This is a genomic window from Streptomyces sp. NPDC007917, assembly GCF_042959105.1.
GTDB lineage: Bacteria > Actinomycetota > Actinomycetes > Streptomycetales > Streptomycetaceae > Streptomyces.
Genome location: NZ_JBIBKK010000044.1, coordinates 1 through 22,001, shown reverse-complemented (window position 1 = coordinate 22,001; position 22,001 = coordinate 1). Strand labels below are relative to the sequence as shown.

At 68.7% G+C, this 22,001-nt stretch carries 23 protein-coding genes and 2 pseudogenes; 19 read left to right on the top strand and 6 right to left on the bottom strand.

Features of this window, described 5'->3' with window-relative positions:
• Positions 1–458: 458 nt before the first annotated feature.
• Positions 459–938, bottom strand: coding sequence for a GNAT family N-acetyltransferase (locus tag ACFZDL_RS45160; protein ID WP_391194377.1), 480 nt, complete (start codon positions 936–938; stop codon positions 459–461).
• Positions 939–1,245: 307 nt separating this feature from the next.
• Here ACFZDL_RS45160 and ACFZDL_RS45155 point away from each other — a divergent pair, with 307 nt between their 5' ends.
• The 11 genes from ACFZDL_RS45155 to ACFZDL_RS45105 all read left to right on the top strand — a co-directional run bounded on the left by ACFZDL_RS45155 (position 1,246) and on the right by ACFZDL_RS45105 (position 13,767).
• Positions 1,246–2,979, top strand: a complete 1,734-nt coding sequence (locus tag ACFZDL_RS45155) for an OPT/YSL family transporter (protein ID WP_353596786.1) — start codon at positions 1,246–1,248, stop codon at positions 2,977–2,979.
• An 80-nt stretch (positions 2,980–3,059) separates the two neighbouring features.
• The gene (locus tag ACFZDL_RS45150; protein WP_353596785.1) at positions 3,060–3,194 is read left to right on the top strand and encodes a hypothetical protein; all 135 of its coding nucleotides are present in this window, start codon (positions 3,060–3,062) and stop codon (positions 3,192–3,194) included.
• 108 nt (positions 3,195–3,302) lie between these two features.
• The gene (locus ACFZDL_RS45145; protein WP_353596784.1) at positions 3,303–4,826 is read left to right on the top strand and encodes a radical SAM/SPASM domain-containing protein; all 1,524 of its coding nucleotides are present in this window, start codon (positions 3,303–3,305) and stop codon (positions 4,824–4,826) included.
• A 32-nt stretch (positions 4,827–4,858) separates the two neighbouring features.
• Positions 4,859–5,596 (top strand): methyltransferase domain-containing protein, encoded by a 738-nt coding sequence (locus tag ACFZDL_RS45140; protein ID WP_353596783.1) that lies wholly within the window; start codon positions 4,859–4,861, stop codon positions 5,594–5,596.
• Complete coding sequence (locus ACFZDL_RS45135; RefSeq protein WP_353596782.1) at positions 5,587–6,954, top strand: TldD/PmbA family protein; 1,368 nt, start codon at positions 5,587–5,589, stop codon at positions 6,952–6,954. Before ACFZDL_RS45140 ends, ACFZDL_RS45135 begins: the two co-directional genes overlap by 10 nt.
• On the top strand, positions 6,938–8,374 hold the full coding sequence (locus tag ACFZDL_RS45130) for a metallopeptidase TldD-related protein (RefSeq protein WP_353596781.1): 1,437 nt from the start codon (positions 6,938–6,940) through the stop codon (positions 8,372–8,374). Before ACFZDL_RS45135 ends, ACFZDL_RS45130 begins: the two co-directional genes overlap by 17 nt.
• Positions 8,371–9,600, top strand: coding sequence for an NAD(P)/FAD-dependent oxidoreductase (locus tag ACFZDL_RS45125; protein ID WP_353596780.1), 1,230 nt, complete (start codon positions 8,371–8,373; stop codon positions 9,598–9,600). Before ACFZDL_RS45130 ends, ACFZDL_RS45125 begins: the two co-directional genes overlap by 4 nt.
• A gap of 4 nt (positions 9,601–9,604) precedes the next feature.
• Positions 9,605–11,014, top strand: a complete 1,410-nt coding sequence (locus ACFZDL_RS45120; RefSeq protein ID WP_353596779.1) for a hypothetical protein — start codon at positions 9,605–9,607, stop codon at positions 11,012–11,014.
• A 39-nt stretch (positions 11,015–11,053) separates the two neighbouring features.
• Positions 11,054–11,422: a metalloregulator ArsR/SmtB family transcription factor gene (locus ACFZDL_RS45115; protein WP_391194356.1), complete on the top strand. Its 369-nt coding sequence runs from the start codon at positions 11,054–11,056 to the stop codon at positions 11,420–11,422.
• Between the two features lie 70 nt (positions 11,423–11,492).
• Complete coding sequence (locus ACFZDL_RS45110; protein ID WP_353596778.1) at positions 11,493–12,599, top strand: GTP-binding protein; 1,107 nt, start codon at positions 11,493–11,495, stop codon at positions 12,597–12,599.
• 400 nt (positions 12,600–12,999) lie between these two features.
• Positions 13,000–13,767, top strand: a complete 768-nt coding sequence (locus ACFZDL_RS45105) for an MIP/aquaporin family protein (RefSeq protein WP_353596777.1) — start codon at positions 13,000–13,002, stop codon at positions 13,765–13,767.
• Between the two features lie 218 nt (positions 13,768–13,985).
• Here the strand turns inward: ACFZDL_RS45105 and ACFZDL_RS45100 are convergent, their stop codons facing one another.
• On the bottom strand, positions 13,986–15,383 hold the full coding sequence (locus ACFZDL_RS45100) for an NAD(P)-binding domain-containing protein (RefSeq protein WP_353596776.1): 1,398 nt from the start codon (positions 15,381–15,383) through the stop codon (positions 13,986–13,988).
• A gap of 105 nt (positions 15,384–15,488) precedes the next feature.
• On the opposite strand from ACFZDL_RS45100, the gene ACFZDL_RS45095 reads away from it, so the two are divergent.
• From ACFZDL_RS45095 to ACFZDL_RS45085, 3 genes and pseudogenes are all read left to right on the top strand, one after another.
• Positions 15,489–16,547 carry an NAD(P)/FAD-dependent oxidoreductase gene (locus ACFZDL_RS45095; protein ID WP_353596775.1) on the top strand — a complete coding sequence of 353 codons (1,059 nt, stop codon included), beginning with the start codon at positions 15,489–15,491 and terminating at the stop codon, positions 16,545–16,547.
• Positions 16,548–16,598: 51 nt separating this feature from the next.
• On the top strand, positions 16,599–16,967 hold the full coding sequence (locus ACFZDL_RS45090; RefSeq protein ID WP_353596774.1) for a metalloregulator ArsR/SmtB family transcription factor: 369 nt from the start codon (positions 16,599–16,601) through the stop codon (positions 16,965–16,967).
• A gap of 42 nt (positions 16,968–17,009) precedes the next feature.
• Positions 17,010–17,147 (top strand): annotated as a pseudogene (locus ACFZDL_RS45085) (N-acetyltransferase); the annotation flags it as partial.
• A 40-nt stretch (positions 17,148–17,187) separates the two neighbouring features.
• Here the strand turns inward: ACFZDL_RS45085 and ACFZDL_RS45080 are convergent.
• The 3 genes from ACFZDL_RS45080 to ACFZDL_RS45070 are packed head-to-tail and all read right to left on the bottom strand — an operon-like array spanning position 17,188 to position 19,630.
• Positions 17,188–18,240, bottom strand: coding sequence for an ArsO family NAD(P)H-dependent flavin-containing monooxygenase (locus ACFZDL_RS45080; RefSeq protein ID WP_353596773.1), 1,053 nt, complete (start codon positions 18,238–18,240; stop codon positions 17,188–17,190).
• Positions 18,237–19,319, bottom strand: coding sequence for an ACR3 family arsenite efflux transporter (gene arsB, locus ACFZDL_RS45075; protein WP_353596772.1), 1,083 nt, complete (start codon positions 19,317–19,319; stop codon positions 18,237–18,239). Before arsB ends, ACFZDL_RS45080 begins: the two co-directional genes overlap by 4 nt.
• Positions 19,316–19,630, bottom strand: a complete 315-nt coding sequence (locus ACFZDL_RS45070; protein WP_353596771.1) for a metalloregulator ArsR/SmtB family transcription factor — start codon at positions 19,628–19,630, stop codon at positions 19,316–19,318. Before ACFZDL_RS45070 ends, arsB begins: the two co-directional genes overlap by 4 nt.
• A 76-nt stretch (positions 19,631–19,706) precedes the next feature.
• Here ACFZDL_RS45070 and ACFZDL_RS45065 point away from each other — a divergent pair, with 76 nt between their 5' ends.
• From ACFZDL_RS45065 to ACFZDL_RS45055, 3 genes are read left to right on the top strand one after another with little or no spacing between them, the layout of a single operon-like run.
• Complete coding sequence (locus ACFZDL_RS45065; RefSeq protein WP_353596770.1) at positions 19,707–20,114, top strand: three-helix bundle dimerization domain-containing protein; 408 nt, start codon at positions 19,707–19,709, stop codon at positions 20,112–20,114.
• The gene (locus ACFZDL_RS45060; protein WP_353596769.1) at positions 20,032–20,361 is read left to right on the top strand and encodes an arsenate reductase ArsC; all 330 of its coding nucleotides are present in this window, start codon (positions 20,032–20,034) and stop codon (positions 20,359–20,361) included. The genes ACFZDL_RS45065 and ACFZDL_RS45060 overlap by 83 nt, the downstream gene beginning before the upstream one ends.
• 23 nt (positions 20,362–20,384) lie before the next feature.
• Entirely contained in the window at positions 20,385–20,804 is a 420-nt protein-coding gene (locus ACFZDL_RS45055; RefSeq protein ID WP_353596768.1) for an arsenate reductase ArsC, read from the top strand.
• 501 nt (positions 20,805–21,305) lie between these two features.
• Here ACFZDL_RS45055 and ACFZDL_RS45050 read toward each other — a convergent pair.
• Complete coding sequence (locus ACFZDL_RS45050) at positions 21,306–21,557, bottom strand: hypothetical protein (protein WP_353596767.1); 252 nt, start codon at positions 21,555–21,557, stop codon at positions 21,306–21,308.
• Between the two features lie 105 nt (positions 21,558–21,662).
• On the opposite strand from ACFZDL_RS45050, the pseudogene ACFZDL_RS45045 reads away from it, so the two are divergent.
• Positions 21,663–21,893: pseudogene (locus ACFZDL_RS45045) on the top strand (transposase domain-containing protein); the annotation flags it as partial.
• A 20-nt stretch (positions 21,894–21,913) separates the two neighbouring features.
• Positions 21,914–22,001 (top strand): transposase domain-containing protein (locus ACFZDL_RS45040; RefSeq protein ID WP_353596803.1); only part of this gene is annotated, 88 nt, incomplete at its 3' end.

Sequence of the window (22,001 nt, the reverse complement as noted above, 5' to 3'; positions counted from 1 at the left end):
GCTGGCATCATGACCGGGCGTCGCATATGTCCAGTGTACGCCTAGGACGCCCGCGGGCACCCGCCTCTGGGAACATCGACACCGCTGGTTTCCCAGACGGCAGAGAGAGCGGACCTGGCGGCGCGCTCTTCCGAGCCGCTCTTCGACCGAAAGCGCCACTTCCAGCACCTCTACAAGTGCCAGCCCTACCGGCGGGACCAGGCCGCCAGCTCAGTCCTTCATCGGCGTTCCCCACCAGCCACGACATCATCCCGGTGGAGGCGCCGCATGCGCAGTCCACGTGCAACCGCCTGGCCGGACCACCCCATCGCCGGACTCCCCCAAGAACGGCTCAGGCACCAACCCCATCCTCGACAAGGCTCACCAACGGATACGTAAGTCCCGCTACATGAAGCCGTAGGTCAGCGTAGCGGCCTTGTTTGAAAGCCCACAGGGCCGCGGCTGTGTGCGGGGAAGCCTCAGCGACCGGTTTCCCCGCTGCGGCGCTCGATGAAGATCACGTCGCGCCAGACGCCGTGATGGCAGCCGATGCGTTCGCGGGTTCCGACGATACGGAAACCGGCGCGGGTATGGAGGGCCAGGCTCGCGGCATTCTCGGGGAAGATGCCGCTCTGGATCGTCCACACACCCGCCTCCTCCGCGGAGCGGATCAGAGCCTGCAGCAACGCTGCGCCGATACCGCGCCCGCGTGCTTCGGGGTGAACGTATACGGAGTGCTCGATCACTCCCGCATACACCGGACGGGACGAGATCGCCCCGGCGGCCGTCCACCCCAGGACACGGCCGGCAACTGGATCCAGGGCGACGAAGCGGTGCCCGGGCAGCTTGGAGCGAGCGAACGCGGCCCAATCAGGTGCCGCCGTCTCGAAAGTCGCGTCGCCCTCGTCGATACCGAGCTGGTAGATGGCCAGCACTTCGGTGGCGTGACAGGACCGCATCGGCTCGATTTGTACGTCGGTCCGTACGTGGGCCTCGGCATCACTAGTCATCTCGAACAAAGACTCCTCGTCTGACGCGACTGACGGCGTGCTGCGGATGAGCGCCGTTGTATCCGGAAGCTGCACGGGATGCTGCCACCCAGCGTGGTCGCGGATGGTTGTGCCAGGTTTCGGGCTCGATGCTGACAGAACCGGATCACTTGTGCCGTCTTGACGCCCATCTGGTGCATCTCTACCGTCTCGGAGTGGCATCGGCAAACTTCGATACCACTGACCGTCATCACGGTGGAAGGGGGGACGTACGCCCATGGCCAGCAGCGATCATGCAGAGTCGACGGGCGCGCCGCCTCCGGAAGCCGGCACGGGCAGCGTTCAACGATCCTTATCGGACTTACCGGACCACAGCGTCGGCGGCCATTCGCTCGCCTCGACCATCGCTGTGGGCTTCGGTATCGGCACCGTGTTGTGCGTGCTGAACGTTCTTGTGCTGTTCAGGACCGGCACGTCCTTCGGCGGCTCGGCGCTCGTCGCGCTGCTGGGCGCGTGGCTGTTGCGGCTGCTCGGCCGACTGACCTGGCAGCATCTGTTCATCGTCTTCTCGCTCGCCACCAGTGGTTACGTCGCTACCGCGGCGCTGGACACCGGCATCGGCACGGTCATGCTCCAAACCGGCCGTACACCGGCGTGGGTGCTGCTGGTGGTCCTGGCCGCCACGGCGAACGTCATCGGTGTGCTGCTCGGTATGGCCATCGCCCGAGGCTTTGTCTTCACTGAGCGGTTGCCCTTCCCTACGCTGCGGCCCGCGATCACTCTCATGCAGGCCCTGACGCGGTCGGGCGGCGCCGAGGCCAGGAGCTTAGGCCGCGTCCTGCCTGTGGCGGCCGCCGCCGCAGGGGCTGTGGCGGTTGTGACCGATGTGACAGGACACGACACCACGCCCGGAGTGCCGGGGGCGTCTTTCCTGTCTCTGGCGCTGTCCCCGCTGCTGTTCGGCCTGGGATTCCTCATCGGGCCCCGAGCCTGTCTGTGGCTTGCGGCGGGCTCCGCCTACTCGATGGTGGTGTGGTTCGTACGAGAGCGTGCCGACTCGTCGCCGATCTCCTACGACCGGCACCTGACGTATCCCTGGGTGCTGGCGTGCGGTGTCGGCCTGATCTTGGGCTACTCCGTGATGTCGCTGGTGCGGGTGCGTGCTCCGCTGGCTGCCGCGCTGACGAAGGGCGTCCGCCCGGTCCTCGCTTCCCCTTCCGGCCGACGGGGGGCCATGGCTTCGGCAGTGGCCCTGCTTGCCGCAGTGGCCGCGCTGGCCGCCGTGTGGGGAGCGGTGGTGTTCGAGACGGTCGGATTCGTGTTGCTCGGCATGGTGCTGGTGCTGGTGTTCGGCCTCTTCCTCAACCGCGCCGGAGGCGAAATCGGAATCGCCCCGCTGGCCCCGGTCCTCTACCTGAGCGTCGCGTTGCTCGCCGCGCTCGGTCTCGGGCCGACGACCGCTGTGCTCGCCGCCGCGACGATATGCAGCACCGCCATCGCCTCGGTCTATTACACGTACGCGGTGAAAGTGGCCGACACCGCCCCCGACGGCGAGACCGTCCCGGCCCGGCGGATCGTGTGGACGCAGGCCCTGGGCGGAGTGGTGGGCGCGCTGCTCGGCATCAGCGTTATCTACGTGCTCATCCACCTCGGGCTCATCGGCGGGCATAGCTTCCCGGCCCCCATTGCCCAGGCACTGGGCTTCATCGATTCGACGGTCCGGGACTCCGCGGACTACTCGGGAGCGATGGGGCTCGCTCTGGCCGTCGGCGGCCCCGTCGGGGCGGTGCTGTCGTTCTTCGGCAAGGTGATGCCCACCATGATCGGGCTGGGCGTCCTGCTGCCGCCCGCATACTCCCTGACGATCGGGCTCGGGGGCCTTGCGCGCCAACTCGCCATACGTGGCCACGCGGAGCGGCAGAGCACGGTCGAAGCTGTGGCATCGGGGCTGATCATCGGCGAGGGCGTCGTCATGGTCGCCGTACTGACTGTCAGAGCGTTTCTCGAATAGCACGCCAACAGGACTTCCTCCGCTGTCGGCGGAGGATGCGAGGGCACGGCAGAGACCGAAAGGGAAGGAGGTGAAGTCCGATGATGGAGATCGCGAACATCGAGAACGCGGAGGTTGAGGAGCAGCAGCCCGACTGCTGCACCGCACTGCGCGGCCGCAAGAACCTCGACGTCCAGGCCAACGTGATGGTGGCCGACCCCGAGGGGTGCGACTGACCCCGGGGAACCCGTACGGCCTGCACAACGCACTGCCCACCGGAACGCACCGGTACCGGTTACTCATCCTGCCGTGCTCTCATCCCCAGACGTCTTGGGAGAAGTGCCATGCGAGTCAGTGCAAACACCGTGGAATTCAAGGTGGGCCTCCCGCCCGGCCTGGTCGGTCCTGAGTACCTGGCCGAGGACGGCAAAGTCAGCGTCCTGGCCGACGCGGTCTCCGGGAGCATGGATCTTGTCAGCCGAGCCGAGTTGGAGGCTCTGGACCGTCTGCGGAACGGTACCGCCACCGACGAGGATCGCCAGACCATCGCCGTCTTCCAGGCCCGCGGCTACGCCTACGAGTCCGAGGAATCCGAGCGGACGGCCTATCAGGGCCTGGTGGACGGATACTTCCAGGCGATCCAGGAAGCGCCGTTCCAGTTCATGTTCATCCCGTCCTTCGTGTGCAACCTCGCCTGTGACTACTGCTTCGAGGGCGAACTGACCACGAAGAGCCCGCGGATGACGGAGAAGATGATCGAGGCGGCTTTCGACTCGATCCCGATAATCCAGGAACTGCACGAGAACTCCGGACCGCCCTACATCACGTTGTTCGGCGGCGAGCCTCTGCTGGACAACCCGTACCAGCACTGGGCTGTGGAGGAGATCCTGCGGCGCGCTTATGACCGCGGCTACCCGTCCACCGCGATCTCCAACGGCGTAGACCTCGACAAGTACGTCCCCCTGCTGAAGCGTTACGGCTGCAACGAGGTCCAGGTGAGCCTCGACGGCACCCCCGAGGTGCACGACCAGCGGCGGGTCTTCCGCAACGGCAAGCCCACCTTCCACCGCATCGAGCGGAGCATCGACGCCGCCCTGGATGCCGGGGTCCGGGTGCTCATCCGCCTCCTGGTGGACCGCGACAGCATCGACAACATGCCCCAGTTCGCCGAGTTCGCCAGGGCCAAAGGCTGGATCGGCCATCCCCTGATGACCCTGTTCTACGGATTCACGAAGCAGACCACGTTTCTGTACGTCACCCCGGACCACCCGGAGGAGAAGCGCCAGAGGATGGTGCGCGGTGACGTCAAAGCCGGCCTGCGGGATGCCTTCTACGCCATGCTCGAAGCGAACCCCCTGGTCGACGCGCTGCTCCGCCCCGACCCGGCTCGCATCCGGTCGGCCGTTATGGAAGGCGACCGCGTGCATCCGAACCTCCAAGGGTGCAGCGCGGGCACCAGCGTCATCGCCTTCGACCCCCACGGCAAGCTTTACGGCTGCCCGGAGACCGTAGGCCGCCCGCAGCACGCCTGCGGCGAGTACGCACCCGAGTTCCGCTACTCCCACGGCTACCGGGAGCCATGGCGGCACCGGCACGTCGACACCGTCCCGATGTGCCGGGACTGCAACGTCAAGCTGTTCTGCGGAGGCGGCGGCTGCCCGATCAAGGCATGGGCGGCGAGCGGCGGTGACTTCGCCACCTGCTACTGCCCCAAGGTCGAGACCATCAAGACCAACGTCGAACGCGAACTGGCCTACCTGCTCCCCATGGCGCTGCGCCGCAGGAGCCAGACGAAGAAGGCCGACGACAGGAGTGACAGCACATGGCAGCAGATGGCACAGGCGGGTTCGTTCCCCTGGATGAGCTGAGAATAGGCGCCCCCACCTCTACGGAGTTACCGGTGGAGACCGCCGTCAAGGAACGGTACGACACCCTGGCGCAGGCCGGAGCCAGCACACTGTGCTGCGCGCCCCAGACGATCTACACGCCCGAAGAACTGGCTGACATTCCGCAGTGGGTTCTGGACCTGTCCAGCGGCTGCGGCACGCCGCTCGGTGGTGTCGACCTGCGCCCTGGGCAGACGATCGCCGACTTCGGCTGCGGCGCAGGTCTGGATCTGATTCTCGCGGCCCGACGCGTCGGCCCCGAGGGGCGGGTGATCGGCATCGACGGCTCGATGAGCATGGTCCGCACGGCCCGCAAGGCGGCCAAGGAGGCCGGCCTGACCAACATCGATGTACGGGTCGGCGACATCCGCCGCCCGCCGCTGCGCCCCGACAGCGTGGACGTTCTGTTCAGCAACTGCGTACTCGGCATGTTTCCGGACAAGACCGATGTGCTGCGCGCGATCGCCACAGCCCTGCGGCCGGGCAGCGGGTTCGCGGTGATCTCCGACGTGGTGTACCTCGACGACGTTCCCGAGGACGCCGCGGACAGCACGACCGCCGATGCCGAGGACTACGCGCGGTGTGTGGTGGGGCTGACCGCCGACCAGTACCGGGAGTTGGTGTCCGCTGCCGGTTTCGAACACGTCGAGATCAGCGACGACGGGCCGGTGTCCTACCGCGACGGCGCCCGTGTCGCCAGTGCGACGATACGGGCCTACCGCGGCCAGCCGCCCGAGACCCCGTGCTGCTGAACCCGTTCGCCGCCGCAGGACTGCGCGGCCCCGAGTACGCCGAGCTCCGCGCCGAACGGAGCCGGCTGCTGAGCGCGGTCTGGCGCGGCGGGGCACTCGAGGGCATCAACTGGACGCTGGACGAGGGCGGATGCGCCCGCGTGCTGGGGCCGGGCGGATCCTCGTTCGTCTCGTACACCGACGGAGACCCTGCCACGGCCCTGCGCCAGGCGCGGCACCGATCCCAGAGCCTCGCAGCCGCTCCCACCCGGCCGGCCGAGCGGGAACCGGTGCGAGCCGCCTACCGCACGGAAGCGACCGAGCCGGTCGCCGACATCGCCCTCGATGAACAGGTCGGCCTGCTGGCGGCCTACCACGCGCGGGCCCTCGCCGCACACCCCGCGATCACCGGGGCACTCGTGTACTACCGGCACACGCACAGCACGGTGGATCTGGTGACCAGCGACGGCAGCGAACTCAGCTGGACCAGAGGCGACATGACCTTGCAGATCACGGTGTACGCGGGCGACGGTGGCGGGCGCGGGGTGGGTTCTGTGTCGGTCGGCAGCGCAGGGGACTTCGCGGCGGTACGAGGCATGGAAGAGCGGATCGACCAGGCCGCCGCCACCGCCGTCGAACTGTCCCGCGCGCCCGCCCTGAAGTCCGGTACGTACGACGTCGTCTGCGACGGTGCGCTGGCCGCCATCTGGGCCCACGAGACGGTCGGCCACCTCGCGGAAGCCGACCACCAACTGGGCGACCCGGACATGGTCGAGGCGATGAAGCCAGGTCGGCAGGTGGGCCCCGCCGAGCTGACGATCACGGACGCGGCCGGCCCACCTACGGCGCGCGGCCACGTGCCGTTCGACGACGAGGGGACTCCGGCTCGGAACGTCACGATCATCGGGAAGGGCGTCCTGGAGACCTCCCGGCTGCACGACCGAAGGACCGCCGCGGCGTTCGGGGAAAGCCCTACCGGGAACGCGCGCGCCCTGGACTTCCGCCATCCGCCGCTGCCGCGCCTGCGGACGACCTGCATAGAGGCGGGCCCCGACGCTCTCGCGGACATGATCGGCGGAATCCGGGGACGGGGCCTGCTGGCCTGCGGATTCCTGGGAGGCCAGACCGACCGCCTCGGGTACGTGTTCATGCCCGCTACGTGCCGACTGGTCGAGGACGGCGAGGTCAAGGGCCTGGTGCGCGGAGCGACGCTCTCCGGTGACGTGCTGGACAGCCTGGGCAGGGTGGACGCGGTCGGACAGGAGGTCTGGCGCGGGGACACCTCGGCGAGCTGCGGCAAGCAGGGCCAGTGGCCACTGCCGGTGTCCTCCTGGGCCCCGGCCATCAGACTCCGGGGGCTGCGTGTCGAGACAGGGTGACACCCACACCGGGCGAGCAGACTCGGCACTCTCCCACGCCGTCCAGGAGATCCGCGCCGCCGCCTCATCCCGGGTCCAGTTCTGGGAGCTGGTGGCGCTCGACCGGCGCGAGACTGTGGTGGAAGTGGCCAGCGGCGAGCCCGACGTGGTCCGTTCCGGCCAAGAGCTCACGGCCTGCCTGCGCCTCGTCGTGGACGGAAGACTGGGAACCGCCACCACGACCCGCCCCACGCGGGTGGCCGAATTGATCAACGCCGCCCTGGAATGCGCCGCGTTTGGCCCACCGGTCCCCGCCCTGGCCGACCCACCAGACCTTCCGCACACGGGTCGTGCCCGCCACCCGGAGCATCCCCCCGACGAGGAGATCGTCGCCGGCACCCGCGCGCTGGCGAACCAACTGGCCGGACTGCAGCACCGCACCGGGCTCCTCTTGCACGGCGCCATCTCACGGGTGGATGAGACTGTGCACGTGGCCACGGAGCACGGCGGCACAGTCGAGACGACCGGCCGGTGGGCAGTCAGCGGCGTCGCGGAGGCCCAGCAAGTCGGACGCCTGCAGACGAGCTGGACTTCGTGGACGCGCGCCCCCTCAGTCCCGGACCAGGTCGCCGACTGGCTTTCCCAGGCAGGCGGCTGGCAGAAACTGCCCCATGAAACCTGGCCGTCCGGTCCACAGCCGATGGTGCTGCTCGCCCCCCACGCCGTGCACACCCTGCTCTCCCCGCTGGTCTCCTCGCTGAGCGGCACGGCCATCGCCATGGGCCGCTCCTTCGTCACCGACCAGTCGGACGGCGAACGGATCCTCGACCCCCGCGTGAGCCTGCTCGACGGGACCTACGGAACCGACGGGTACGAAGCGGGTGGTGCAGACGGCCTGCCATGTCCCTCGGTCGACGACGAGGGTGTTCTCTGCAGTCCCCTCACGCTGATAGAGGCCGGTGTGCCGTGCGGCCGGTACCACACCCGCCACAGCGCGGCGGCCACCGGAAACACCCGCCCCACCGGGCACGGCTTCCGCGGCAACGCCCTGCGTCGCAAACCAGCCCAGCCGGTGTCCGCAGTGCTCAACAACGCCTACCTGCACGCCAAGCGGGAGTTGCTAGCCCCTGCTGCTGGGCTGCTGGCCGCCATGGACCACGGCGTGGTGATCGAGTCCCTGCTCGGCGGTGTGCAGAAGGGCCGCCTCTCCCCGATCGTGGAGGCCCCGGTCCGGCAGGGCTTCGTGGTGCGGCACGGACACGTCGTGGCCCGATTACGCGGCGGTGTCCTGCGGATGGACCTACGTGATGCGCTCGGCTCCAGCCTCGCCGGGGTCTCGAACGAGGTATGGCCGGTCAGCCGTATGTGGACCGGGCGGCTGCCCTTCGTACTGACCTGTGACCGGAGCGACCGAGGGAGTGGATTCCGACGTACGACGTGATCATCGTCGGCGGCCGGGTGGCCGGATCAGTGCTCGCCGCACTGCTGGCCAGGCGGAACTGGCGAGTGTTGCTGTGCGACCGGGCCCCGCTGCCGAGCCCCGCTGTCTCGACCCACTTCTTCGGACCGTCTGTCCTGGCCTTCCTCGACGACGAACTCGGGGTTCGGGAGCACGTCGAGGCCAGCGGCGCCCCCCGGCTCGCGCACTGGCATCTGCAACTGGGGGACAACTACTACGGCGGGCCGATGCTGCCGCGTGCCCGACACCCGTACAACCTGTGCGTACGGCGCGAGACCCTGGACGGGATCCTGCTGCGACGGGCCGCCACCGAGCGGCAGGTGGAGATCCGCGACCGCTGCTCGGTCAAGCGCCTGCTGGTCGAGGGCGGCCAGGTAGTCGGCGTAGCAGGCCATGGCTGGCAGGAGAAGGCGCGGGTCGTCGTCGGAGCCGACGGCCGTGGGTCGCTCGTCGCCCAGCAGGCTGGAGCCGCCACGCTGTTCGACGCCGGCGTCCTGCGTGCCACCTTCCACGCATACTGGCGTGGCGTGCGTCCTCTCCCCGAACCCTCGTTGGAACTGTGGCACGACAACGGAGACATCATCCAGGCAGGGCCCTGCGACGACGATCAGTGGGTGATCATGTTGTCCTGCCCTCCCGACACCTTCGGACCGCTCCGCCACGACGGTGTCGCCGGATACGAACAGCGGCTGCGCTCCCTGCCCTCAATGGCCGCACGGCTGCGTGACGCGGACCGCATCTCTCCGGTCTACGGCTGTGGCACGCTGCGCAACTACCACCGTGCTGCCGCAGGCCCCGGCTGGCGGCTCGTCGGCGATGCGCTGTGCCACAAGGATCCCCTCTTCGGAGCGGGCATCGGCGACGCCCTCACCGGGGCGCGGGCCCTGGCCGACACCCTGGACGCGGCGCTGAGCGGAACCATCGGCTGGGAGGAGTCAGCTATCACGTACGGCGCGCGGGTGGAGGAGAAGATCGCCGGAAGGATGCGCGCGGGGCTGGAGGAGGTGACGATCCAGCCGCCGGAACCTGGCCAACTGGCTTGGATCCGAGCAGTGCTCAGCCACCCGGGCCTCGCCTTCGACCTCGCTCGCTACTGCTCTCAGCTCTTCACCGGGCTGCCCGAGGACCGGCAAGCGTTCTGGCAGCGGGCAGCCGACACCACCGCGGACGTGCTCGGACTCCCTGCCCCGGCCAGGCTGGGGGAGTGAGACGGTGAACACGGTGCTACCGGACTACCTGACCGACCACGCCGCCGACCTGGCCGCTCTGCAACGACAGGTCGCGCACGACCGCTGGCTCGCCGCCACAGGTCAGGACAACGGCACCGACGCCGTGGCCCTCAACCAGTACGAACGCTTCCGGCACGTCACCGACGGCCACCTCTTCCACACCGCACTGGACCGGGGCGACGTGGCTTTCGCCCAAGAGCTGGCCCTGTGGTACTTCCGCACCAACCTCGCGGCGCCCACCCTCTCGTTGCGGCAGGCGCAGCGCGCCACCACGGCCCCATGGCGCGGCAGCGAGCTCAGCCACTCCCAGCTGCTCGCTGCCCACCGAGTTGCGGAGTCCCCACAGGATCGGGAAATGCTCGGGCAGGCCCTGGCCGCGGTCAGCGCACAGCTGGGTGAGCATCGGCTGCGCTGGCTTGACGCATACGCCGGGGCCCGGCAGCGGCTCGGTTTCCCCACACACGGCCACCTGGTGCGCGCCCTGCACCCGGACGTCGACCTGTGGGTTGCCGACGCCCGCAGCTGGCTGGCCAAGACCCGCGAGGACTTCTTGCGGCGCTGGCGCGACTGGCAGCGGATCGACGGTCTGACCGAGCCACGCCTCCTGGATACCAGGCTGGTCGCTGAACGGGCCGGATCGGCTGGGCTCAGCGGGGACCCGATGGCCGCCGTCGTGGACACCGTCGCGTCATGGGGCATGTCCGGCGCCCTGAGACGGGTCACGATCGACACCACGGCCCGGGCGGGGAAGCTCAGCTTCTCCTTCTGCTCGCCGGTCGCCCCTCCGAGGGACGTACGCGTGTCGGTGGGCACCGGCCGCTCGCTTCGCGATTTGCCAGTCCTGCTGCACGAGTTCGGGCACGCCTTGCACTTCACCGTGGGAGTGAACGGGCCCGCCGACTTGTGGCGGACGTCGCCCGCGCTGACTGAGGGATTCGGCTTCGCCCTCGAGCAGATCGCGCACCAGCCCTCGTGGCAACGAGAGTTCCTTGGCCGGGAGGTGCCGCAGGAAGCCCTGGCCCGGCTGCGGTTCAGCCGGGAAGCCGTACAGCGCCTGGTCGCTGCAGGTCTGTGCTACGAGATGGCGGTCCACGACGGCTGCCCGGACCCGGAGGGCGAATACACACGTGTCTTCAGCGCCGAGTTCGAGGTGGCAGCACCCGGGGCGGAAGCGTTCAGCCGGATGCAGGCGTACCTTGAAGGGCAGCCGTGCTACCCCCTCGTCTACCACCAGGCCTTCCGACTGCGGGCGCCGCTATGGGAGTTTCTCTGCCAGCGCGGAGGCGGGGAGTGGTACTCGACGACCCACGCGAACGGCGCGTTGCAGGGACTGTTCCGGCAACTGGGAGCCACCACCTTGGAGGACTGGACGACTGAACTGCCAACCTCGTGAACTGTCGACCTGACCGTATACACATGGGACCATCAGGCGATGGGGACCAACGAGCTTTACATCGTGGACGAGGTCGCGGACCGCCGCCCCCCGATGGCAGGTATCCCGCTGTCCGAGGACCGGTGCAACGAACTCGCGCGCCGTTACAAGGCCATCGGCGACCCGGTACGGCTACGGCTACTCTCCTTGATTGCCTCCCATCTCGATGGTGAGGTATGTGTCTGCGAACTGGTCGGCGCTTTCGATCTTTCACAGTCCACCATCAGCCACCACTTGAAAATCCTGCGCGACGTGGGATTGGTGGAGTCCGAACGACGCGCCTCATGGGTGTACTACCGCATTAGCCCGGCTGCACGTGAATCGCTCGGGTGCCTACTGGAACATCCCCAGGCCGCAGAAGCACAGTGAAATGATATTGAAACGCACTTCACGAAGGCACCATTGACCGCAGTCCGCCACGCGCCCTACCGTCAATGGCATGATTCGATTCATAGCACTGAGTGGTTTTCTGGGGGCAGGTAAGACGACGACACTTCTGGCCGCGTCCAGGGAACTGGAGAAACGAGGCCGTCGGGTCGCTGTCATCACCAACGACCAGGGCGCTGACTTAGTGGACACCCAGCTCATGAAGTCGCAGATGGGAGCCGTCGGGGAGGTGACCGGCGGCTGTTTTTGTTGCCGGTTCGAGGACTTAATGGAGGTCGCCCAGGACCTCATCGACAGGGGCGCGGCCGACACCTTGCTCGCGGAGTCGGTGGGCAGCTGCACGGACCTCCAGGCCACAGTGGTCCTGCCGTTAAAGAGATATTACGGAGATCGTTTTCTGGTCTCACCGCTCACCACCGTCGTCGAACCCGACCGCTATCAGGCATTCACCTCGTCGCTGCCTGTGGGAGAGAAGGACGCCGACCTGTCCTACCTCTTCGGAAAGCAGCTCGAAGAAGCCGACATCATCGCCCTGAACAAGACCGATCAGCTGCCACCGAACGCCCCTGAAAAGATCACATCTCAGCTCGGCCTGCGCTTTCCAGAGGCAACGGCGATCATCCCCTATTCCGCGACAAGCGGAACCGGAATTCCAGATTTAGTGGACGCCTGGCTGAGCACCCCTGATGCTTCCGCCCCCGTCCTCAGCATCGACTACGACCGCTACGCCAGCGCCGAGGCCCATCTCGCGTGGCTAAACCAGCGGTTCGACACCGCCGCAGTCAAGGACGCACACGGCTTCGCCTCGGAGACATGGGCGACCACGGCCCTGACACACCTGTCTGCGGCAGCCGCCGAACACGGCTGGACAGTGGGACACGCCAAGGTCACTCTGACCTCCGGCGCCGCCCTGGCCAAAGCGAGCCTTGTCGCGGCGGGCGCAGAGCCCATCGCCTACAGCACGGCGACCGAGACCATGCGGTCGGCCGAGGTCCGGTTCAACGCTCGGGTGGCGTGCGATCCGTTGGAACTGGACGAGGCAGTCCGGGCGGCCGTGCGCACAGCGGACGAGGCATGCGGCTGCGCCTCGGTGGCCACAGCTGCCGCCACCGCTTTCCGCCCCGGCTATCCGCGCCCGGTGCACAGGCTGGAAGCGTAGTCCGGCCCTGGCGAGAGCCGAGGACGACCCCGACGAGGTAGCTGGCCCCTGCTGGTATTTGATCTATCCCGAGAGCCTTGATGTGGGGTGTGTTCCGGTCGTCGGCCAGGGAGAGAGGAAGCCGCCAGCTATCTGTGAGCGCCCGGCGTTATGGGCGCACACGAGCAACACGGATCCTGTGGGAGCGGTGGCGGACATCGTTCTTCTCTCTGTCGGCCGGACTTCCGATGACGCAGTCCATCCAGCCCGGCGTAGAGGAAACGGATGCACTAGCAGGCGCATGCGGCGATACCGGCTCAAGCTCGGCATCATCACTCACACTGTCGGCGCGCACCCCCGCCGTTGTCCGTGCCACCGCTGGGAGCGGGATCACCTGATCCTTCCTGAATGAGGAGCCCCTTTGAAGATCGACACCGGATCCCAGTCCACGGACGCTGTTCCCCAACCCGTGGTTGGAGCGCCGCCGTCACGCGCCCCGCTGGCCCGCCGGGCCGCCGCTGAGCTGGTGGGGACTGCCGCGCTGGTGGCCGTCGTGGTCGGCTCCGGCATCCAGGCGACAGAGCTGAGCCGGGACGTTGGTGTGCAGTTGCTGGCCAACTCGACCGCCACAGTCTTAGGTCTCGGCGTGCTGATAGCCCTGCTCGGCCCGGTCTCCGGTGCGCACTTCAACCCCCTGGTCACGCTTGCCGAGTGGTGGACCGCCCGGCGTGGAGGCCCAGGTGTCACCGGCCGCGATGTCTCCGCGTACATCCCCGCGCAGACTGTGGGAGCCATTGCGGGTGCCGTCCTGGCCAATGTCATGTTCGCCGAGCCGGTGGTGAAGTGGTCCGCCCACGACCGCGCGACCGGCCACCTGCTGGTCGGCGAGGTGGTCGCGACCAGCGGACTCATCCTGCTGGTTTTTGGACTCCTCCGCACCGGCCGGACGCATATCGCGCCGGTGGCCGTGGCCTCGTACATCGGTGCCGCCTACTGGTTCACTTCCTCCACGTCCTTCGCCAACCCGGCGGTCACGATCGGCCGGGCGTTCTCCGACACCTTCGCAGGCATTGCCCCCGGTTCGGTGCCTGGCTTCATCGGCGTGCAACTGATCGGCGCTATCGTCGGTTTGGCCCTGGTGGGGCTCCTCTTCGGGCAAAGCCAGAGACCGTCCTCGGCGGACGGCTGATCCAGGAGCGAGGCAACCCGAGCGACCTCTCGCTGCGTCAGGCCCCAATAGGGGGACATCGTTTCAGCGACGGCCGTCTCCAGGGCGGGCGGGCCGCGAGTTGACGCGAGATCGGCGCGCGACTCCGGTGTGAGCGCCCGCAGCCTACCGACCACCGACGGGCCATGACCGGTCCCCCAATCCGGTCGCGGCCCCGCGTGCGCAAGCGTTGAGGCTGGTCACGAGCCGCAGCAGCCTCCCGTCGAAGCTTCCTCGGAGACGGCTGGTGCACCGAGCTGGACGAGCTGCGGCTCGGGGACGACGCAGCAGCCTCCGCTGGACGCCTCGTCGGCTTCGGGCGCGTCGAAGAGGCCGGCGCCTCCGCAGACCCCGGTCTCGGGCAGAGCGAGCTCGACACGGTCGGCCGCTTCGAGGTCGCCTGCGATGGCGGCGACGACGGAGCGGACCTGTTCGTAGCCGGTCATGGCCAGGAAGGTCGGGGCGCGTCCGTAGGACTTCATGCCGACCAGGTAGATGCCCTGCTCAGGGTGGGACAGTTCGCGGTGGCCGTGGGGGTAGACGGTGCCGCAGGAGTGCTGGTTGGGGTCGATCAGCGGCGCGAGCTCGATCGGTGCCTGGAGGCGCTCGTCCAGGTTGAGGCGGATCTCGGAGAGGAAGGACAGGTCGGGTCGGAAGCCCGTCAGCACGATCACCTCGTCGACCGGCTCCAGACGTCGGCCGTCCTCGCCGACCAGCACCAGGTGCCCGGCGCCGTCGCGTTCGATCGCCTCGGTACGGAACCCGGTGACCGCGTCGGCGTGGCCCTCGTCTACGGCAGCCTTCGCTGCGAGGCCGAGAGCACCGCGGGCGGGCAGCTGGTCGGCGGTGCCGCCACCGAAGGTGGAACCGGAGATGCCCCGGCGCAGGATCCACACCGTCTTCGTGCCAGTGCCGTGGTCGGACTTGGCGAGGTCGGCCAGGCAGGCGAGCGCCGTGAAGGCGGAAACGCCGGAGCCGATCACGGCAGTGCGCTTGCCGGCATACCGGGCCCTGGCGGCGGGGTCCTTGAGGTCGGGGATGCGGTAGGCGATGCCGTCGGCAGCCGCGTTCTCACCGAGCGCGGGCAGCCCGCAGGCGCCAGCCGGGCTCGGGGTGGTCCAGGTTCCGGAGGCGTCGATCACGGTGCGGGCGAAGATGCGCTGCTCGGTGCCGTTGGCGTACTGAACGTGGATGACGAAGGGCTGGGCTTCACGGTCGGCATCCACGATCCGGTCGCGGCCGGATCGGGACACCCCGGTCACCCGGGCACCGAAGCGCACCACCTGGTCGCCGAGGGCATCGGCGAGTGGCTGCAGGTACTGCTCGGCCCAGTCCCCACCGGTCGGGTAGGTGCTCGCGTCGGGCTTGGTCCATCCGGTCGGGGCGAGCAGCTTCTCCGCGGCCGGGTCGGTGAGCTCACCCCAGGTGGAGAACAGCCGCACGTGCGACCACTCGCGCACCGCCGCCCCTGCAGCGTCACCGGCCTCCAGGACCAGCGGCTTGAGGCCGCGGTCGACCAGGTGGGCAGCGGCGGCCAGACCGGCGGGGCCGGCTCCGACTACGACGACGGGCAGCTCGGTGGTGGCGGGTGCGGTCACGGCGACTCCTTGCGTGTTTCGACGTCTGTCGATGTCTTGCGTAGCCAGCATCGCAGCTGATTCGATAAGCGTCAACATAGACATTTATCGAATCGAGGTCCGCTTATGGAACACGTTGACGTGGTGGTCATCGGCGGCGGTCAGTCGGGCCTGGCCGCGGCGCACATGCTGTTGCGGGAGGGGCTGAGCCCGGTGGTGCTGGAGGCATCGGAGCGGGCGGCAGGGTCGTGGCCGCGGTACTACGACAGCCTCACCCTGTTCTCGCCCGCCCGGTACAGCTCCCTGCCCGGGATGCCGTTCCCCGGTCAGGATCCGGACCGATACCCCCACCGGGATGAGGTGGTCGCCTACCTCACCGCTTACGCCGCCCGCCTGGACGCCGACATCCGCACCGGCAGCCGCGTCACAGCCGTGCGTGTGGACGGATCGGGGTTCGTCGTGGAGTGGGAGGGTGGCGGGAGCCTTGCGGTGCGGGCCGTGGTCGCGGCGTCCGGCACCTTCGGTCACCCCTACCGCCCGGCACTGCCGGGCCTGGACCGGTTCGCCGGCCAGGTGCTCCACGCCGCCCACTACCGGAGTCCCGAGTCATTCGCCGGGCAGCGGATCGTCGTGGTCGGCGCGGGAAACTCCGCGATACAGATCGCCACCGAACTCGCCGCCGTGGCTCGGGTGTCCCTGGCCAGCCGGGGGCCGGTGAAGTTCGCGCACCAGCGCCCCCTCGGCCGCGATCTGCACTTCTGGTTCAAGTGGACTGGCATCGACTCGGCGCCGGTCGGCCGCTTCCTGCGCACCCCGCCGACCCAGCTGGTCATCGACGAGGGCCGCTACCGCGCCGCCCTCGCCGCGGCGGCGCCGGACCGCCGGGAGCTGTTCACCGGCATCGAGGATGACAAAGTCACCTGGTTGGACGGGAGCGTGGAGCAGGTCGACACGATCCTGTTGGCCACCGGCTACCGGCCGGACCTGCCCTACCTCAGAGGCCTCGGCGCCCTCGATGCCGCAGGGCACCCACTCCACCGCGACGGCGCTTCCTCCACGCATCCGGGCCTGGCGTTCGTCGGGCTGGAGTGGCAGCGCAGCCTGTCCTCCAACTCCCTGCGCGGAGTGGGCCGGGACGCCGCCCGCGCAGCCCACCGCCTGGCCGCTCACGTGTCCCGGAACTGACGCCGCACGCGGCCCTCGCCGCACTGCTTCGACATGTGTCAACATAGACGCATGTCGAATGCCAAGGCGCTGCCGCTGCTGGACGCCGCCCCTGAGGCCGTGGTGCCCTGCTGCCCGCCCCTGACCGAGCGCCCCATGACCGCCGAGGAGGCCGGGACGGCCGCCCGGATGTTCAAGGCACTCGGCGACCCGGTACGGCTGCGGCTGTTCTCCGCCGTCGCCTCACACAAGGGCGGCGAGGCGTGCGTGTGCGACATCTCCGACGTCGGCGTCTCCCAGCCCACCGTCTCCCACCACCTGAAGAAGCTCAAGGAGGCCGGGCTGCTCACCTCCGAGCGGCGCGGCACCTGGGTGTACTACCGCGTTGAGCCGTCCGTGCTGGCTGCGATGGGCAAGCTCCTGACGACCGCCGCCGCCTGACAGCCGCGCTCAGGGGTGTCCTGCGCATACCCAGCGAGTGCGATCGTCGTCCCGCTGACCGCCGAGCGCGCCGACCAGGTCTTGGCGGTCTACCAGGCGGGTATCGACGAGGGCAGCGCCACTTTCGAGACCGCCGCCCCGACCCGGGAGGCGTTCGATGTGGCCAAGCTGCCCGAGCACCACTAGGCACCACTTTCGTTACCGCCGGGCGGGGCGGGCTTCACAGCATCCCGGCGACCTGGCGTGCCGCCTCGCGGGCCGGGCGGCCTACCCCGATCAGCGTGGCTGAGGCGGGGCCGGTCCAGTCTCCGTAGCCGAGCAGGTGTAGTCGCGGCTCACCGATTGCCCGTGTGCCGTCTATGGCTATGTGGCCGCGCGCTCCGCGCAGTCCGAGCGGGGCGAGGTGGGCCAGGGCGGGTCGGAAGCCGGTGCACCAGATGATCGTGTGCGCCTTGGCGCGGGTGCCATCAGCCCATTCGGCACCGGTCGCGGTGAGCCGGGTGAACATTGGCTTCGCTGCGAGCAGTCCGGCGTCCCGGGCGGCGCGCACTGGCGGTACGGCGACGATGTCGCCGAGGGAGGCCACTCCGCCGGTGTCGGTGCGGCCTTCGTCGAGGTCACGACGTCGGGCGGTGGCGGCATCGAACAGGGCCCGGCCGTCGATGTCGTCGGCCAGGAACCGCGGCGGACGCCGGGTCACCCACGTCAACTCGGTGTCGTGAGCAAGGTCGGCGGCGATCTGCGCGCCGGAATTGCCACCACCGACGATGATGACGCGCTGGCCGGCGAAGTCGGCTGGGCGTCGGTAGTCCACGGTGTGCAGCTGACGGCCGGTGAAGATGTTGCGGCCGAGGACGGCGGGCAGGAAGGGGCGTAACCAGGTGCCGGTGGCACTGATGACCGCATGTGCCTGCCAGGCGCCGGAGTCTGTCTCCACTCGAAGCCACGCACCGTCGCGGTACACGGCCTGGACCTGGACGCCGTGCTGGACCGGCAGCTCATACCGCTTCTCGTAATCGGCAAGGCATTCCACCACGTGCCCGGCGTCCCGGTAGGTCTCGCCGGGCTGGGGTGGCATGAGGCGGCCGGGCAGCGAGGAGTGGGCGGCCGGGGAGAACAGGTGCAGGGAGTCCCACATGTACTGCCAGGCCCCGCCGGGCGTGGACTGGGCATCGAGGATGACGAAATCCACGCCGTGGCGGCGCAGGTGGTATCCGGCGACGAGCCCTGACTGGCCGCCGCCGATCACCACCACATCTGCCCGCTGCGTCACCGCGCGGCCGTCCACTTCTTGCGCCAGGCCAGGGACACGTACACCAGCGCGACCAGGACGGGAACCTCGATGAGCGGGCCGACGACGCCGGACAGTGCCTGGCCGGAGGTGACGCCGAAGGTGGCGATGGCGACCGCGATGGCCAGCTCGAAGTTGTTGCCCGCGGCGGTGAAGGCCAGGGTGGCGGTGCGGTCGTAGTCCAGGCCGATCGCCTTGCCGAGCGCGAAGGTGCCGAACCACATCAGCGCGAAGTAGACCAGCAGCGGCACCGCGATCCGCGCGACGTCCAGCGGCTGCGAGGTGATCGTCTTTCCCTGGAGGGCGAAGAGGATGACGATCGTGAACAGCAGGCCGTACAGGGCCCAGGGGCCGATCTTGGGCAGGAACTTCTGCTCGTACGTCTCGCGGCCGAGCTTCTTCTCACCGGTGCGGCGGGTGAGGAAGCCCGCGAGGAGCGGGATGCCGAGGAAGATGACGACGTTCAGGGCGATCTTCCACATGGAGATGTCCAGGTCTTCGCCGTCACCCAGGCCCAGCCAGCCGGGCAGCAGGTCGAGGTAGAACCAGCCGAGCAGGCCGAAGGCCAGGACCTGGAACACGGAGTTCAGGGCGACGAGTACGGCGGCGGCTTCGCGGTCGCCGCACGCGAGGTCGTTCCAGATGATGACCATCGCGATACAGCGGGCGAGGCCGACGATGATCAGACCGGTGCGATACTCGGGCAGGTCCGGCAAGAAGATCCACGCCAGGGCGAACATCACCGCAGGTCCCAGCACCCAGTTGATGACCAGCGAGGAGATCATCAGCTTCCGGTCGCCGGTGACGGCATCCAGCTTGTCGTAGCGGACCTTCGCCAACACCGGGTACATCATGATCAGCAGGCCGAGCGCGATCGGCAGCGAGATGCCACCGATCTCCACCTTGGCCAGCGTGTCATTCAGGCCGGGGATCAGCCGGCCGAGCCCGAGCCCGAGAGCCATCGCAGCGAGGATCCACACGGCGAGGTAGCGGTCGAGCGTGGAGAGCTTGGCGACGACAGAGGTTTCGTCGGCGGTCGCGGCTGCTTCGGTGCGGGTCACGGGCAGGCCCTCTTGGTGTCAGCGGCCGCGGTGGCACGGGCGGTGGCTGCCAGGTTGGCGAACTGACCCGCCAGGGTTTCGATGACGTCGGGCTTGAGCCGGTAGTAGGTGAACCGGCCGCACGGCTCGGTCTCCACCACCCCGGCCTCGCGCAGCACCCTGAGGTGGTTGGACAGGTTCGTCTGGCGCGCGCCGGTCTCCTCCACCAGGTGCGTGGTGCACAACGTTTCGCGGGCCAGCAGGGTCACGATCTGGAGCCTGAGCGGGTCGGCCAGCACCCGGATCAGGTCAGTGTCGACTGACGTCATCATGGACTGATACTGTCACATCACCTGGAGCTGATACCAGTCCAGGCTGACCTGTAAGGCCCCTCGGAAGGGTCTCGCCATGTCCGCCTCCCCACCCGCCCTCCCCGACGAGCGCCTTGCCGCCGGAGCAGCCCGGCTCGCCACCCATCACGCCGGCCGCTTCGCAGCCGAGACCGTGCAGACCCTGCTCGCCGACTCCTACCGGCGCCTCGCTGCGACCGCCCGAGTCCACACGCACCTCGTCGTGCTGGCCGAACGCCTGACTGCCGAGCGCCTGGACGCCCTGGCACACGTCCAGGGCGCGCCGGGTCCCGGGCTGCCGCGCGTGCTGTTCGTCTGCAGCCACAACGCCGGACGCTCCCAGCTGGCGGCGGGCTCTCCTCGAGTACCGTGCCGCCGGTCGCGTGACCGTCTCCTCGGCGGGGACGCACCCGGTGGCCGAGGTCGAGCCGCATATCGCACAGGTCCTCGGCGAGGCGGGCGTTGAAGTGGCCGGGGCTTCCCCCAAGCCGCTGACCGACGAGGTCGTCCAGGCCGCCGACATCGTGATCACCATGGGCTGCGGGGACGCCTGCCCTGTCGTGCCCGGCCGCCGCTACCTGGACTGGCCCGTCGCCGATCCCGACGGCGCGCCGATCGGAGAGGTGCGAGCGATCCGCGACGACATCGCCGCCCACATCACCGACCTGCTGACCTCCCTGCCCACCTGGACCACCCCGCGCACCCGCCGCTGATCCACTTCGCGAAGGAAGAACCCATGCCTGCCGCCCCGCTCGCCTCCGTGCTGTTCGTCTGCGTCCACAACGCAGGCCGCTCCCAGATGGCTGCCGGTTTCCTCAACCACCTCGCGGGCGACCGGATCGAGGTCCGCTCCGCGGGCTCCCTGCCCGCCGACCAGGTCAACCCGGCCGCCGTCGAGGCGATGAACGAGGTCGGCGTCGACATCGCCGACCAGAAGCCGAAGATCCTGACCACCGAGGCAGTGCAGGCGTCGGACTACGTGATCACCATGGGCTGCGGCGACGCCTGCCCGATCTTCCCCGGCAAGAAGTACCTCGACTGGGCCCTCGAAGACCCCGCGGGCAAGGGCGTTGATGCCGTGCGCCCGATCCGCGACGACATCAAGACCCGCATCGAAGCTCTCATCGCCGAGATCAACGCCCAGCAGGAGGCATGACTTGCTCTGAGCGCCTTCTATGGCCATTCACAGTCATACCGGGCGGAGCGGGAGCTGGGAACCCCACACGTCGCCGTACAGGCACTGCCCCGCCTGCGCTCATGTCCTGGCCTACCACATGTGGTGGTTCGACATCTGAGGAGCAGCCACCCAGCCCGGGCCACGACGCCGCTCGGGAAGCAGTCCTGCGTGGCTGGCGGTGGTTTGTTAAACCGGGGAGTAGGGGTTGCGTGGCTGGCCTCTGAGGACCGTGTCGATGAGGGCTTGGAGTTCGGCGGGCGGGGGCGTGTTGTAACACGATGGACGGGGTCAGCCAACTGCGGACCGCGCGCAGTGCCCGTGGCCAGCAGGGCGGACGAGGCCCACATGCGCGGTGGCTGGGCCGTCCTTCCGGTCGCCAGAATCGTCGATCACCGGCACCCCGCCGTCATGAGGTGTGGTCGCCGGTTCCGACAGCAGCATCTCCAGGCGTTGGGCGTTGACCTGCTCGTGGTCCCAGCGCTACTCCGACAGAAAGAACTGCAGTTGCTGCACCGCTAGATGCCGGGCCCCGGCAACCGGCTCCGCCCCGGCCAGGCAGGTCAGTGTCTTGTTGCGGTCTCTCGGCAGCAGCAGCCCAGTCAGGTACTCCCGAAACCCCCGCCGCTGGGCCAGCGAGGAGAACAGGCGGTCGAACCGGGCCGCGTATTCCTCCAACGGCCCGGGCGCAGGCGGACACGGCCGCCGGGCAGTCACCATCACCACCACCCCCATTCAGCCAAGTACCCCTGAACCGATCCGAAGTCAACAAACCACCGCTAGGGGCAATGCCGTTGTTTTAGGCCTTGGGCATGGGTTCCTGGGTAGTGGTCTCAGGGGGTGGTTTGGGTGGCTGTGCGTGTGTCTGAGTTATCGGGTCTGGGGTTGTTGACCTGGGTGTATCCGCCGGGGTTGGTGGATCGGGTGGTGGCGGCTTGCGGGTGCGCGGAGCAACGTAGACGGCTGCTTCCCGCGCGGCTGGTGGTGTACTTCGTGCTGGGGCTGGCGTTGTTCTCTCCGGCTCTATATCTGGAAGTGATGCGGCACCTGGTGGAGGGTCTGCGGGGCCAGGCCTGCTGGGCGGCTGGCATGTGCCGGCGAAGTCCTCGCTGTTCCGCGCCCGGCAGCGGCTGGGCTGTGAGCCGTTGCGGGTGCTGTTCGCCACGACCGCTGGGCCGA